This window comes from Sanguibacteroides justesenii (assembly GCF_003204205.1).
GTDB lineage: Bacteria > Bacteroidota > Bacteroidia > Bacteroidales > Marinifilaceae > Gabonibacter > Gabonibacter massiliensis.
Map to the genome: position 1 here is coordinate 244,499 of NZ_QJPL01000006.1, position 15,109 is coordinate 259,607.

Annotated in this window: 14 protein-coding genes; 8 read left to right on the forward strand and 6 right to left on the reverse strand. The window is 43.0% G+C overall.

The annotated features are described in order from the left end of the window. Positions 1-96: 96 nt before the first annotated feature. From kamD to DMB45_RS11475, 7 genes are all read left to right on the forward strand, one after another. Complete coding sequence (gene kamD, locus DMB45_RS11445; RefSeq protein ID WP_041502662.1) at positions 97-1,653, forward strand: lysine 5,6-aminomutase subunit alpha; 1,557 nt, start codon at positions 97-99, stop codon at positions 1,651-1,653. A 120-nt stretch (positions 1,654-1,773) separates the two neighbouring features. Next, positions 1,774-2,562: a lysine 5,6-aminomutase subunit beta gene (gene kamE / locus DMB45_RS11450; protein WP_041502661.1), complete on the forward strand. Its 789-nt coding sequence runs from the start codon at positions 1,774-1,776 to the stop codon at positions 2,560-2,562. Positions 2,563-2,655: 93 nt separating this feature from the next. Further along, on the forward strand, positions 2,656-3,315 hold the full coding sequence (locus tag DMB45_RS11455; RefSeq protein ID WP_041502660.1) for a 3-oxoacid CoA-transferase subunit B: 660 nt from the start codon (positions 2,656-2,658) through the stop codon (positions 3,313-3,315). Then, a complete protein-coding gene (locus DMB45_RS11460) occupies positions 3,316-4,518 on the forward strand; it encodes an acetyl-CoA C-acetyltransferase (protein ID WP_041502659.1) in 1,203 nt (400 codons plus the stop codon). Positions 4,519-4,565: 47 nt separating this feature from the next. Continuing rightward, positions 4,566-5,705: an acyl-CoA dehydrogenase gene (locus DMB45_RS11465; protein WP_041502658.1), complete on the forward strand. Its 1,140-nt coding sequence runs from the start codon at positions 4,566-4,568 to the stop codon at positions 5,703-5,705. A gap of 11 nt (positions 5,706-5,716) precedes the next feature. Next, a complete protein-coding gene (locus DMB45_RS11470; protein WP_041502657.1) occupies positions 5,717-6,499 on the forward strand; it encodes an electron transfer flavoprotein subunit beta/FixA family protein in 783 nt (260 codons plus the stop codon). A 44-nt stretch (positions 6,500-6,543) separates the two neighbouring features. Further along, positions 6,544-7,542, forward strand: a complete 999-nt coding sequence (locus tag DMB45_RS11475; protein ID WP_041502656.1) for an electron transfer flavoprotein subunit alpha/FixB family protein — start codon at positions 6,544-6,546, stop codon at positions 7,540-7,542. Positions 7,543-7,581: 39 nt separating this feature from the next. On the opposite strand, the gene DMB45_RS11480 is transcribed toward DMB45_RS11475, so the two are convergent. After that, positions 7,582-8,427 (reverse strand): 3-hydroxybutyryl-CoA dehydrogenase, encoded by an 846-nt coding sequence (locus DMB45_RS11480; protein ID WP_041502655.1) that lies wholly within the window; start codon positions 8,425-8,427, stop codon positions 7,582-7,584. A 31-nt stretch (positions 8,428-8,458) separates the two neighbouring features. Further along, positions 8,459-9,238: a short-chain-enoyl-CoA hydratase gene (locus DMB45_RS11485; RefSeq protein WP_110688786.1), complete on the reverse strand. Its 780-nt coding sequence runs from the start codon at positions 9,236-9,238 to the stop codon at positions 8,459-8,461. A 199-nt stretch (positions 9,239-9,437) separates the two neighbouring features. On the opposite strand from DMB45_RS11485, the gene DMB45_RS11490 reads away from it, so the two are divergent. Continuing rightward, positions 9,438-10,037 (forward strand): MarC family protein, encoded by a 600-nt coding sequence (locus DMB45_RS11490; protein WP_041502711.1) that lies wholly within the window; start codon positions 9,438-9,440, stop codon positions 10,035-10,037. A 15-nt stretch (positions 10,038-10,052) separates the two neighbouring features. Here the strand turns inward: DMB45_RS11490 and DMB45_RS11495 are convergent, their stop codons facing one another. The 4 genes from DMB45_RS11495 to glpT form a co-directional block, all read right to left on the reverse strand. Beyond that, positions 10,053-10,703 (reverse strand): tetratricopeptide repeat protein, encoded by a 651-nt coding sequence (locus DMB45_RS11495; RefSeq protein ID WP_041502654.1) that lies wholly within the window; start codon positions 10,701-10,703, stop codon positions 10,053-10,055. Between the two features lie 176 nt (positions 10,704-10,879). After that, positions 10,880-12,235 carry a porin family protein gene (locus DMB45_RS11500; RefSeq protein ID WP_110688781.1) on the reverse strand — a complete coding sequence of 452 codons (1,356 nt, stop codon included), beginning with the start codon at positions 12,233-12,235 and terminating at the stop codon, positions 10,880-10,882. A gap of 22 nt (positions 12,236-12,257) precedes the next feature. Further along, positions 12,258-13,748: a glycerophosphodiester phosphodiesterase family protein gene (locus DMB45_RS11505; RefSeq protein WP_041502652.1), complete on the reverse strand. Its 1,491-nt coding sequence runs from the start codon at positions 13,746-13,748 to the stop codon at positions 12,258-12,260. A gap of 20 nt (positions 13,749-13,768) precedes the next feature. After that, complete coding sequence (glpT, locus tag DMB45_RS11510; RefSeq protein ID WP_041502651.1) at positions 13,769-15,109, reverse strand: glycerol-3-phosphate transporter; 1,341 nt, start codon at positions 15,107-15,109, stop codon at positions 13,769-13,771.

The following is a 15,109-nucleotide window of genomic DNA, read 5'->3' on the forward strand; positions in this document are numbered from 1 at the left end:
AATGCAGGGAAATAAAGAGAAGAAACGAGGATCAAGGCAAGAGAGTCCTCTTTCCCCCTCTTCCCTAAACGAATGTAAAATCGTAACAAAAAAACTATGCAGAACAGTAAATTAGGGCTGGATTTTGACAAAGTGGCACACGCGAAAAAAGTGTCCAAGAAAATAGCCGATGATGTACAAAAATTCGTGGAACACTACACCACTGTTGCCGTAGAGCGGACTCTTTGCCGTCTCTTAGGCATCGACGGCGTGGATGCGAACACCGTTCCACTACCCAATGTTTTGGTAGACGAAATCAAAGAACAAGGGGTATTGAATCAGGGTATTCTTTTCTTTCTCGGTAATACGATCGCCGAAACAAGAATGACTCCCCAGGAAATTGCAGAGAAGGTAGCCGACGGCCAATTGGATATGACGAAACTACCCGTCCATTCCAATGAAGAGATTCGCTCGGCCTTGAAACCTTACGTAGAAGCCAGCATCAAACGAATCAGTGATCGTCGAGCAAAGAAAGAACACTATTTAAAAACGATAGGCGAAGGTCCCAAACCCTACCTTTATGTCATCGTCGCAACCGGAAACATTTATGAAGACGTGGTACAAGCTCAAGCAGCAGCCCGTCAGGGAGCAGATATTATCGCCGTAATCCGTACCACAGGACAGAGTCTTTTAGACTACGTGCCTTACGGAGCTACAACGGAAGGTTTCGGGGGAACCTTTGCAACCCAGGAGAATTTCCGAATCATGCGAAAAGCCCTGGATGAAGTAGGCGAAGAAGTAGGCCGATACATTCGGTTATGTAACTACTGCTCGGGGCTATGTATGCCTGAAATCGCCGCCATGGGAGCTTTAGAGGGGTTGGATGTTATGCTGAACGATGCTCTTTACGGTATTCTTTTCCGCGACATCAACATGCAACGGACTTTGGTCGATCAATTCATGTCCCGTGTCATCAACGGATTCGCCGGTGTCATTATCAACACGGGAGAAGACAACTATTTAACGACGGCCGACGCAATCGAACAAGCACATACGGTATTAGCCTCCGATTTAATCAACGAACAATTAGCTCTCATTGCCGGACTTCCGGAAGAACAAATGGGATTAGGACATGCATTCGAAATGGATCCCATGCAAGAAAACGGTTTCTTATTCGAATTGGCACAAGCTCAAATGACCCGCGAAATCTTCCCGAAAGCCCCGTTAAAATACATGCCCCCGACCAAATTTATGACGGGAAATATTTTCCGCGGTCATATTCAAGATGCTCTTTTCAACATGATCGGTATTTGGACTTCACAAGGTATTCAATTATTGGGAATGCCGACAGAGGCTATCCACACGCCTTTCATGTCAGACCGCTATCTCTCCATCGAGAATGCAAAATATATTTTCGGTAATATGAGAAATATCGGGGACGAAGTAGAGTTTAAAACGGACGGAATCATTCAACGCCGGGCCAAAGAGGTTTTAGACAAAGCCATCGCTCTTTTGGAGAACATCGAACACGAAGGGCTGTTTACCGCACTGGAAAAGGGGATTTTTGCAGATATCAAACGTCCGAAAAACGGAGGCAAAGGTCTGGACGGAGTAGCGGAAAAAAGTGCGAACTATTACAATCCGTTCATTGAGCTTATGCTCAAAAAGAATTGAAAATTGAAATTTGAGGACTAAATTTTAATCCCAAAGTTTCAATGAACGCGTAATCTAAAATAATAACAACAAATGATCTATTGAACCATTTCAATTTTTCATTTTCAATTTTCAATTAGTATGAGTGGTGGATTATATTCAACGGAAAAAAATGATTTTGATCAGACCTTAGATCTGAAAAAGATAAAACCATACGGCGATACCATGAACGACGGTAAAACTCAATTAAGTTTTACCCTGCCCGTTCCCGCCGGAGAAGAGGCCATCGAGGCTGCAAAACAACTGCTGAAGAAAATGGGTTTCGAAAACCCTCAAATCGTATTCAGTAAAGAATTGACCGAAGGTTATACCTTTTTTAACTGTTACGGGAGCTGTACACCCACGGTCGATTTTACCGCAATCCATGTTCCCAAAGTCGAATCGACCAAATGGGAGATGCACGAGACAGACGAATTCATCCGTGAACATATCGGACGTCCCATTGTCGTTGTCGGAGCCAGTACCGGCACCGATGCCCACACGGTAGGTATTGACGCCATCATGAACATGAAAGGATTCGCCGGACACTATGGACTGGAACGTTATGACATGATCGAGGCCCATAATTTAGGAAGTCAGGTTCCCAATGAAGAGTTTATCGCCAAGGCTATCGAGTTGCATGCTGATGCCTTGTTAGTATCACAAACAGTAACACAGAAAGACATTCATATCAAAAACCTGACGGAATTGGTAGAGATGCTGGAAGCCGAAGGTCTCCGGGATAAGGTTATTTTAGCTTGCGGAGGTCCTCGCATATCTCATGAGTTAGCGAAAGAATTGGGATACGATGCCGGTTTCGGCATGAACACCTATGCCGATGATGTGGCTTCATTTGTTGCACAAGAACTTGTTAGAAGAAAAACGAAATAGCATTTAGAATTTTAGATTTTAAATCCTAAATTACACGCCAAAGGTAATCGTCAATTTACAATCTAAAATTTACAATTTAAAATTAAAACGGTTATGGATAAAGATCAAGTAAGAGAAGTTATTGCCAAGCGGGTTGCCCTCGAATTAAAAGACGGCGACGTAGTTAACTTGGGCATCGGGTTGCCGACAATGGTCCCCAACTACCTGAAGAGTGACGTACACGTGATCCTACAATCCGAAAACGGATTATTAGGCATGGGCCCGAAACCGGAAGAAGGTAAAGAAAATCCGGAATTGACGGATGCCGGCGGTGGATACATCACGGCTATCGACGGAGCATGTAGCTTTGATAGTGCCACTTCTTTCGGAATCATCCGGGGCGGACATGTGGATGTAACTATTCTTGGTGCTTTACAGGTAGACGAGAAAGGAAATTTGGCCAACTGGATCATCCCCGGCAAGAAAGCCCCGGGAATGGGAGGAGCCATGGATCTTTTAGTTGGTGCTAAAAAAGTAATCCTTGCCATGGAACATACCGCAAAAGGGAACCACAAGATATTGAAAGAATGTACACTACCGTTAACAGCCGCGGGTGAAGTTGACATGATCATCACCGAGATGGGTGTTATGAACATCACTCCTGCCGGAATCGAATTGGTAGAATTAAACAGTGAATTTACCTTGGATGACATCAAAGCAGCAACGGGCTGTGAATTACTCGTTTCTAAAAATTTAAAACCAATGGCTCAATAAATGAAGGCATATATCGTAGCAGCAAAAAGAACAGCGATTGGCAAATTTTTAGGAAGTACTCTTTCATTGTCAGCAGCAGACCTCGGTGCCGCAGTAATTAAAAACATCATTGCAGAAACCGGTATTAATCCTGCCCATATTGATGAAGTAATCGTAGGTAACGTACTATCTGCCGGACAAGGGCAGGGAGTGGCCCGTCAGGCGTCCATAAAAGGGGGGATTCCCCAGGAAGTACCCGCTTATGGCATCAACATGATATGCGGTAGCGGAATGAAAGCCGTGCTCAACGGTGTAAGCGCTATCAAAGCGGGACTTGCTAACCTTATTATCGCGGGAGGTACCGAATCCATGTCAAAAGCCGGTTACATTCTTCCCGGTCATGTCCGCGACGGACACCGCATGGGAGACGTAACAGTCATCGACCACATGGTATTCGATGGTCTTACTGATGCATTTGAAGGGTATCACATGGGCATTACGGCTGAAAATATAGCAGAAAAATATTCCATCAGCCGGGAAGAACAGGATGAATTTGCTTTAGAATCGCAAAAGCGTGCAATAGCTGCTATCGATAACGGTAAATTTAAAGCTGAAATTGTGCCTATCGAGTATAAAGTAAAAAAAGAAACTTTACAATTCGATACGGACGAATTCCCCAATAGAAAAACGTCGCTGGAAAAACTATCGACCTTACGTCCCGCTTTCAAAAAAGAGGGCTCTGTAACTGCCGGTAATGCTTCCGGAATCAACGACGGAGCGTCATTCGTGATGCTCGCATCGGAAGAGGCCGTTAAACAATACAACCTAACCCCTCTATGCGAGATTATCGGTGTCGGACAAGGTGGTGTGGACCCCGCCATTATGGGTATGGGCCCCGTACCAGCCATTACCAATGCTTTGAAAAATGCCGATATAAAACTATCTGATATTGACGTGATAGAACTCAACGAGGCATTTGCGGCACAATCACTGGGAGTAATTCATGAACTAATGGCACAACATGGCGTAACGAGAGAGTGGATAAACGAACGTACCAACGTCAACGGAGGTGCCATTGCATTAGGCCACCCCATAGGGGCGTCAGGCAATCGCATCATCGTATCACTTGTATATGAAATGCTAAACAGTGAAGCTGAAGTAGGTCTTGCTTCTCTTTGTATAGGGGGAGGTATGGGAACGGCATTAATTCTAAAAAAATGCTGATTTAAGATTACAGTTAGCTTCAATCAATTAAAAAAACATTAATAATAATGGATTTCAGTCTATCAAAAAAAGAGCAACTCTTCTTGCAAATGATAAGAGAGTTTGCAGAAAAAGAAGTAAAACCATTAGCGGCAGAAGTAGACGAATCGGAAAGATTCCCGATGGAAACCGTAGAAAAAATGGCAAAGTTAGGTATTATGGGTATTCCCTTCCCCGTTGAGTATGGCGGGGCTGGCGGAAATAATGTTCTTTACACGATGGCCGTAGAAGAACTATCCCGTGTATGTGCCACAACAGGAGTTATTGTATCGGCTCACACCTCTCTATGCGGCGCTCCTATTATGGAATTCGGGACACCCGAACAAAAGGCCAAATACCTTCCCAAATTAGCCTCCGGCGAATGGATCGGCGCTTTCGGGTTAACCGAACCCAATGCGGGTACGGACGCCTCCGCACAACAAACCACGGCTGTGAAAGAGGGAGATCATTACGTATTGAACGGATCTAAGATATTCATTACGAATGCCGGATATGCTCATGTATATATTGTCATGGCAATGACCGATAAGTCTAAAGGCACGAGAGGAATCTCCGCCTTTATCGTGGAAAAAGATTTTCCCGGTTTTTCCATCGGCAAAAAAGAGAAAAAGATGGGTATCCGCGGATCGGCTACCTGCGAATTGATTTTTGAAAACTGCATTGTTCCGGCTGAAAATTTATTGGGACAAGAAGGCAAGGGATTCGGAATCGCCATGAAAACATTGGACGGAGGACGTATCGGAATCGCATCGCAAGCCCTCGGTATTGCCCAAGGAGCTATGGACGAAACGGTGAAGTACGTGAAAGAGCGTAAACAATTCGGTAAAGCGCTCGGTCAATTCCAGAACACCCAATTCCAATTGGCCGACTTAGAAGCTAAAATCAATGCCTCCCGTTTGTTAGTCAGAAAAGCCGCTTTCAAAAAAGATCAAAAAGAGAATTACTCCGCCGATGCGGCCATGGCTAAACTGTTTGCGGCAGAAACAGCAATGGAAGTAACGACCAAAGCGGTACAATTCCACGGAGGATACGGTTATACCCGGGAATATCCGGTTGAGAGAATGATGAGAGATGCTAAAATCACTGAAATTTACGAGGGAACTTCAGAAGTTCAGAGAATGGTCATCGCAGCCAATTTATTAAAGTAAAAAAAGTCGACATGAAGATAGTTGTTTGTATTAAACAAGTTCCGGATACCACGGAAATTAAACTTGACCCGGTTACCGGAACCTTAATCAGAGACGGGGTTCCCAGTATCATGAACCCCGATGACAAAGGAGGTCTTGAATTTGCCCTTCAATTAAAAGATCAATACGGTGCTCACGTAACCGTTATTACGATGGGTCCGCCACAAGCCGAAGCCATCTTGCGAGAAGCTTTCGCCATGGGAGTCGATCGCGCTATTTTATTAAGCGACCGCAAATTCGCGGGAGCGGATACCTTAGCCACCTCTAACACGATAGCCGGAGCATTGAGAGCTTTGGATTACGATTTGGTAATTACCGGACGTCAAGCTATTGACGGAGATACGGCACAAGTAGGCCCTCAAATTGCAGAACACTTGGACTTACCACAAGTAACCTATGTAGAGGACCTGAAGTTCGACGGCAATAAAACCTTTACCATAAAAAAATCCACCGAGGAAGGCCACCAAATCGTAGAAGTAGATGCCCCTTGTGTATTAACGGCATTGGCATCGGGAGTAAAACCCCGTTATATGTCCGTAAGAGGTATTGTTGAAGCCTACGACCGTGAAATTGAATTATGGAATTACACGAATATCACCGTGGATGAAAACAAGATCGGTCTAAACGGTTCTCCTACCCGGGTATACAAATCCTTCACGAAGGGAGTGAAAGCTGCCGGACAAATCTACGAGGTAGAACCGACGGAAGCCGCCGATATCATTATCAATAAATTAAAAGAGAAATTTATTATCTAATAAGAATTTAGAGCTTTTCTCCAAATTCAAAATTAAATAGTCAGATGGATAAATCACAATATAAAAACGTTTATGTCTTTATCGAACAAAGAGAAGGCGTAATCCAAAATGTGGCTCTGGAGTTATTAGGTAAAGCCAGAGAATTGGCAGATGCTTTAAATGAAAAAGTATACGCCATACTATTAGGCCACAACTTATCGACTCAAGCCCAGGAGTGCATTGCTTACGGAGCCGACACGGTTTTACGTGTAGATGCTCCCGAGTTGGAAACCTACGTAACGGAACCTTACGCTCAGGCTATCTACCAGATCGTGAAGGAAAATAAACCCAGCATCGTTTTAATCGGTGCCACGACAATCGGACGGGACCTGGGACCACGTCTGTCTGCCCGTATAGAAACCGGTTTAACGGCAGACTGTACCGGATTAGAAATTTCAGAGGAGAGAGACCTGCTAATGACGCGTCCGGCATTCGGGGGAAACCTGATGGCGACAATCATCTGCAAAGACCATCGTCCTCAAATGTCAACCGTTCGTCCGGGTGTAATGCGCATCGGACAGCGAGACACGAATCGTCAAGGTACGATCGAAGATGTTACGATCCGCTTTGACAAATCCAAGTTCCGTGTACGCGTGTTAGAAACCGTAAAAGAACAAAAGAATCTGATCGACATCACCGAAGCTCATATTCTGGTGTCCGGGGGACGCGGAGTTGGAAACACGGAGGGTTTTGATCTGTTACGGGCCATGGCCAACACCATCGGAGCCGAGGTATCGGCTTCCCGTGCAATGGTGGACGCGGGAGTTCTCGGTCACGAACGTCAGGTAGGACAAACCGGTAAAACAGTTCGTCCGGATGTCTATTTCGCCATGGGTATTTCCGGGGCTATCCAGCATCTGGCCGGAATGGAAGAGGCAGAATACATCATCGCTATCAACAAAGACAAGTATGCTCCTATTTTCAATGTAGCAGACTTGGGTATCGTGGGAGATGTACGGAAAATCGTTCCTTTGCTTACCGAAAAATTGAAAAAATCAGAATAAACAAAAACCGGGAGAAATCTCCCGGTTTTTTTATTTTTGTCATTTACGGTAATCATAAAAACCGATTCCGGTCTTCCTACCCAGCAGGTTCGCCCGAACCATCTTACGTAATAAAGGATGCGGACGGTATTTGGAATCTCCGAATTCATGGTACAAAACTTCCATAATAGCCAGACAAACATCCAAACCGATCAAATCCCCCAATGCCAAAGGTCCCATAGGATGATTCGCCCCTAATTTCATAGCCTCATCGATCTCCTCTTTGGAGGCCACTCCATCGGCATAAATACCGATCCCCTCGTTAATCATCGGTATTAAAATACGGTTCACCACAAACCCGGGAGCTTCATTTACACTCACGGGAGTCTTACCGATTTCTGCGGCAAGGGCCATGATTTTATCATGTACTTCTTGAGAAGTTAATTGTCCTTTTATCACTTCCACTAATTTCATCATGGGGACAGGATTGAAAAAATGCATTCCTATAACCTTTTCCGGACGATTAGTCGTAGCAGCAATCTCGGTTATAGAAAGAGAAGAAGTGTTGGTAGCCAATACTGCCTCAGGTTTGCAAACAGCATCCAACGTTTTAAATATCTCACTCTTGGTGTTCATATCTTCGGCCACCACCTCTATGACCAAATCAGCATCTTTACAATCTTCATAAGCCATGGTGTCCTTAATCTTTGCGATAATCGCCTCTTTTTGAGCGGCTTCCATTTTGCCTTTCTCTACCATTTTAGAAAGACTCTTATCTATGGCTTTATGTGCTTTTGCCAAAGAAGCTTCTGATCTCCCTTTCAACAACACATCGTGACCAGCCTGGGCAAACGTCTGGGCAATACCGTTACCCATCGTCCCTGTACCTACGACACAAATTTTCATATTAAACCTTCAATTACTTTGTTAATATATATTATTTTTTTTGAAAAGTCACCTCTTGCTTTGCCAAGAAAGCCCTCATCCCCTCTTTTTGATCTTCCGTGGAAAAACAAAGTCCAAACAAATAGTTTTCAATAGCAATACCCGTCTCTATATCCGTCTCCATTCCCCGATTGATAGCTTCTTTCGAATATTGCACGGCTAAAGGAGCTTTCGAGGCTATCTTCCTGGCCATATTCAAACACTCTTCCAACAACATTTCGGGTTCAACAACTTTATTCACCAAGCCGATCCGACAAGCTTCTTCGGCATGGATCACATCCGCCGTATAGATCAACTCCTTCGCTTTCCCCAATCCCACGATTCTGGGCAATCGTTGGGTTCCGGAAAATCCGGGGGTAATCCCCAGCCCCACTTCCGGTTGTCCGAATTTAGCCTTCGAAGAAGCAATCCGGATATCGCAAGCCATAGCCAATTCACATCCCCCACCTAAAGCAAACCCGTTCACGGCAGCGATGACCACCTTATTCAATAACTCAATTTTTCTAAAAACCTTAGCTCCCAACTCACCGAATGCTTTACCCTCCGCGGCATTCAAATTACTCATCTCCGAAATATCAGCACCAGCGACAAAAGAACGTCCTACCCCGGTCAAAATAACAATATCCGTAGCCTCGTCCTTACCTATTACCGTGAAAACATCGTCTAACTCTCTCAACACAACGGAACTCAAAGCATTTAACGCTTCCGGATTATTGACTTTTACAATACAAATATTTTCCTGTTTCTCAACAATTAACTTCGTATATTCCATAAATATCTTTTCTTTACCATTCATATTTTTTGAAAAAATCCTATGATTCAGTATCTTTGCCGAGTCTTAGCGTATCTATCCATCAGATATGAACGAGATCCAGACAAAAATAATACTTTTATTTGGCATTTAACCCATTTTTTTCTGACAAAAAGAAAAGAGATTATAAAAAACATCAAGTGAATAAATGATTTACAATATGGATATTTCGACACTTGGCATACAGGAAATCGTCAGCGCCTTTATGGTTCTATTTGCGGTAATCGACATTACGGGTTCCGTTCCTATTATTATCGACATCCAGAATAAACATCATAAATTAAACGCAGCCAAAGCAGCTTTGTTTTCGTTTCTTATCCTTTTCGGTTTTCTTTTTGTCGGAGATGCCTTATTAGGATTATTCAGCGTGGATATCTCTTCCTTTGCCGTTGCCGGAGCCCTGATTATTTTCGTTTTAGCCGTAGAGATGATTTTCGGAATCGAAATTTTTAAAAACGACGGGCCGACCGATGCCGCGGCGATCGTTCCCCTGGTTTTCCCTCTTATTGCCGGAGCTGGAACCTTAACGACCCTGTTAGCCTTAAAAGCGGAATATCATACCGTCAATATTATTATCGCCTTAATACTGAACATCATTGTTGTCTACTTGGTGATAAAGAATGTTTCTTTAGTAGAAAAAATATTCGGCAAGGGAGGAGTATACATCCTGAGAAAATTCTTCGGAATCATTTTGCTGGCCATCTCTGTAAAATTATTTACCAGTAATTTAACCTCATTGATCGAGACCTTGAATCCGTAAATCTTCTTTTGTCGATTATTTACAATAGCGATTCAAATATTGCCCCACACTCGTTACACCGAGAGTTTTGGCCTTTTTCCAATCACGGCAAGCTTCTGTCCTCTTTCCGGTTTTAAAATAAGCAATTCCTCTATTAGCATAGAGTGCTCCGCTTTTATCGTTCAATGACAAGGAGTAGGTATAATCCTGTATGGCTTTCTGAAACTCACTTCGTTTCAAATAACAATTTCCGCGATTCAAATAATAAGCATAAGTCAAGCCAAACTCTTCGCCATTTTTCTTAGCGTATTTGATAGCTGAAGTATACTCTCTTATCGCTTCAGCGAAACGATTCTCGTTTTGATAGACATTTCCTAAATAATAGCAAATCTCATCATCTTCAATAAAAATAGATTGTGCTCTTTTCAGGTACTCCTTTAGTATTGATATTTGATTCGTCTGAGGACAAGCCTGATTCAACGAAATATAAATATCTCTCAATTTCGGATTCAATTTGGCTGCTGCCAGTAATTTGGGTACAGCCTCTTTATACTTACCATCTTTAATATCCTCATTCGCCTCATTCAGCAATTCGATCGGCTTGTTTATTTCACGTACATCAATCTGACCGAAAGATCCTTTAGTTACAATCCAAAAAGACAATATAATTAAGCCGGTTATTTTCATATTTCAGTAATTGGTACAGTTTATCATCAACATTTCAATGTCAAAAATAAAAAAAACAATTGTTAATAAAAACACCCACGCAAAAAAAGATATAGAAAATATATAAAATTAACTCGCTTTATTCCTAAAAAAAAGGGATGACATATGCCATCCCTTTCTTACAAACCTACCTATCATTAGAAAGAAACCATTAAGCGCAATTGCAGCTGATGGAAATTTTTATCATTGGGGAAATAAACATTATCCAGATTAGCGTATTGGTACTCACCCATCACTTTGACATATTGATTAAACGAGTAGTTCAATCCCAAAGTAACGGCATGCATTCTTCCTCCGCCGATACTGGTTGAAACCACCGGGTAATCTTTTATCTCTCCATTCGGATAGAACTTATGATTGCCTATTAAGAACACATCACCCTTATTGATATCATTCAAATTCGTGTAACTATAACGAGCGACCACTTCAAGTCCGACTTTATCGTTCATTCCTCCCAACAAAGCGTATTCGTCATCATAGGTATAAGCCTTACCGCACAACAAATAGCCTAACTCGACATACGCGGCATCGAACTTGGAAGCACGAATCGGGTTTCCATTCTGCCAGGACACCAGAGTTTGCCAACTTTGCTGACCTCCCAATTGATTTTCGAACAAAGTCAAATCATCCCGGTCTTTCCAGATTTTTTTGAAAATATATTCTCCGCGGAAGAAGAAACGATCCGTTCTGAACAATAATTCAGGATTTACATTCAACGTATTTTTTGCCCAAGCCACGTCTGCATTCAAGAAACGGGTAGTTGCATCCACATAAGTTTGCATATTGGCCTCGATTTCCAGGTTGGTCTTAAACACGTTATCATTAATAACTTCACCGCTGTTGATCCGTCCGTAACGCATGCCGATACCGAACTGCAACGTCATATAGTCATTATTGATCGGTTTGTATAACCAACGACCGCTTAAACTAAATCCTTGGAATCCTGCAATCTGATCGTTGTATTTGTTTTCGGCAAAAAAGCCCTGATCCGCAAAAAAATTCCGGTCAAAATACTTGTAGGTAACACCCAAGGCACGTCCGGGAGACAACGCATTCACCCCCGCCGGACGAGAAATAAAGTGATAATTATACAGACTGGTATTCAAACTCATCGTGGACGGTTCATTAAAATAACCGGCTTTCACGCTATGAATGCCATTTACAGACTCTTTGAAATTATACCTTACAAAAATATTTTTCTGCTTGAAGGTTCCCTTGGAGAAATCGAAATCAGCATAAAAATAGAAATTTTTCCAAGTCAGCGAGGTTCGGATGCGGGCATCTGTAATTGCGGCCCCCGATTTCATGGGAGTAAATTCCGTATGATAATAAGCGAAATCGGCAAAAAGACGACCACCGGCTGTAAGTTTAAGTCCGTTTTCCTTATTAATATATTTCAACAAAGGCTCTACATCCTGATCCTGAGCTTTTATCACGTTAGAAGACAGCATGGCAGCTACTAACACAAGAGGGAATAATATATATTTCTTCATTTGTATATGCAATTAAATGTAATTATTTTTCGTAACCCAACTCTTCCAGTAATTGACGTGCATCCGGTACAGTTTGAGGAGCATCTTTACTTCTCCAATTAAAATTAATCATGTATTGAAGAGACATATCCGAGTGGTTAGTGAACAACGCATCCAGATAGGGAGCCTTAAAGACGGCTCCGCCCTCTACTCCATAATTATACTGACCAAAATATTTAGCCATCTGATCATAAGTATCGAAAGTATACGGATGATTCTTCATTTTTGCCCGGTGAATCAAATGATTTTGCCAGGGTTTGTTTAATTCCGGATAGTTATTGGGAGCTCCACCGATACACGGTCCGATGAAATGAGCTTTATACTGTACTCCCAAATTAATGAAAGAGGCATATCCGGTAGGATCGTCGTATGTCAGATCAGTAGCCCCACTTCCCAGCCACAACAAGAAACACATCGGAACTTTTCCTTCAAAAACCTTGCTCACCTGCACCAAACTTTGTAAAGAGAAAGTTTGAAGAACTACCTTACCGTTCGTATTGCCGACATTCACTTTATGATTTTTATAGAAAGGTTCATTTTCGTTTGCCGGCTCGGTAATTATATTCATATGCAATTCCGATAACTCATCATATACCATTTGCTCAAATCCCGCCGGATTCAACCACGGTTCCTTGAATTCGATGTAGATACCCGGAATATTTCCGCTAAGTGCACCTCCGTCAGCCTTTGTATCTACGACATACTCGAAATCATATTTGACAACCTTATCAACCGTAACAAAATTTATGGGATTGGTAATGGTTTTGTTCGTAGCCGTCATTCCGGTTACGACACGCTCTCCTTCCGGTTTCTTCCAAAGCCCAAAAGGATCCGTTTCTCCCGCTTTGTATCTCTTCAAACGATACCCTTTTGAATACATTACCAAATCTTCCAAAGTCGAAATATACTGATGTTGTTCCACGAAGCCGGCGCGCGCCTGCTCTAAACTGCTCTCGTTGAACCATCTTCCAGCATCCAAATGCATCAATTCATAGTAAGTATAAGAAGAAGGATAATTGGGAACAAAATTTTTCGTATCCACAATCATCAAACTATCGATTTGTGCGGCGGTATATCCCAATTTCTCGTAGTACTCTTTTCTCAATTCCGTGGGAAGAGCCTCACCGAAAACATCCGCAATATTAGTAGTACGTTTCAAATCCGTATCATGCAAAGCCAATACCACTCCATCCTTCGACACCTGCAAATCGCATTCCAAATAATCGGCGCCGATCTCTCTCGCCCAACGATAAGCGGCTTCTGTCTCTTCCGGCGTCCAGAACGTAGAACCTCTATGAGCCATCACGGCATATTCCGGAACATAATCCCGAACTTTTTGCATCTCTTCAGACAAAGTCGCCACGTGTACGCGGTCGACATCAACTGTCACATCATTAAATTTTTGATCTTCACACGACATCACGGAGGCTACTAACCCGCATGCCCATGCGACATGAAATAGTCTTTTAATCATAATTTCGATTTTTAGGAATGTTAATGATTATTTTTAACAAGATATTGTTCCTCTTTATATGTAAATCCGATAAACAGGAATGCTAATGCACAAGCCAAGAGCAAGACGATGAAGTTCCAATTCCAGCCGAAATGTTGAACAACATATCCTAAACCTATATTTGCCAACAAGGCTGTTCCGAAGAAGTAACCGAAAAATCCGGTTAATCCGGCCGATGTTCCCGCGGCTTTCTTAGGAGCCAAATCCAACGCGTGCACTCCAATAAGCATTACAGGGCCGTATATCAAGAATCCTATGGCAATCAAACAAATACTGATAGCCATCGGAGTTCTGGCAAATTGCCAGTAAACGAAAATAAACACGGCGACCAATACCATATAAATCATAGTGGTCAAAGCACGACGCCCTTTAAACACCCGGTCACTCAACCAACCGCAAACAATCGTACCGGGAATGGCCGCAAACTCATAAGCAAAATAAGCCCATCCGATACTCTTTATGTCGAAATCCCGCGCCTCTTTCAAATAGGTCGGAGCCCAATCCAATACGCCATAACGTACTAAATAAATAAAAGCATTGGCAATGGCAATAAACCACAATGTTTTGTTATTCAATACATACTTGAAGAAAATCTCCTTCGTTGTCAGCTCCTCTTCCGATTTGGCACTATAATTTTTCGGATAGTCGTTCCGAAACTCCTCGATAGGAGGCAAACCGCAAGACTGAGGAGTATCCCGAATCAACAAGAAACTGATTACGACAATGAAAAGAGCGACAACCGCGGGGAACCAAAAGGTACCGGCTTGCCACGAGCCGAACCAAACCATACCGACAGCAGCCATAGGACCGATCGCGGCCCCACCTACATTATGAGCGCAATTCCATATAGACATTTTAGTTCCTCGCTCGTTTTGAGAAAACCAGTGGGTCATCACCCGTCCACTGGGAGGCCATCCCATACCCTGAAACCAACCGATCAGGAATTGCAATATAAACATCGACACGATGGAAGAAATTCCCAAGCCCGTTCCCAGGATGATTGTCACCAAAGCCGAAAGCAACAATCCTAACGGCAAAAATTTCCGGGCACTACTGCGATCGGAAACACCTCCCATCAAAAACTTGGAAAGACCGTACGCGATAGCGTTGGCCGAGATGGCAACACCCAAAAGTCCTTTGTCGAATCCCATCTCCACAAGATACGGCATTGCAAGCGCAAAATTCTTTCTAACGAGATAATAACCAGCGTATCCGATAAAGATACCAATGAAAACCTGCCAACGTAACCGATTGTACGTCGGGGCTATTTCTTCCTTTGGAAGCAAGGGCTTATGAGGCTCCGGTTTCAGAAAACTCCACAT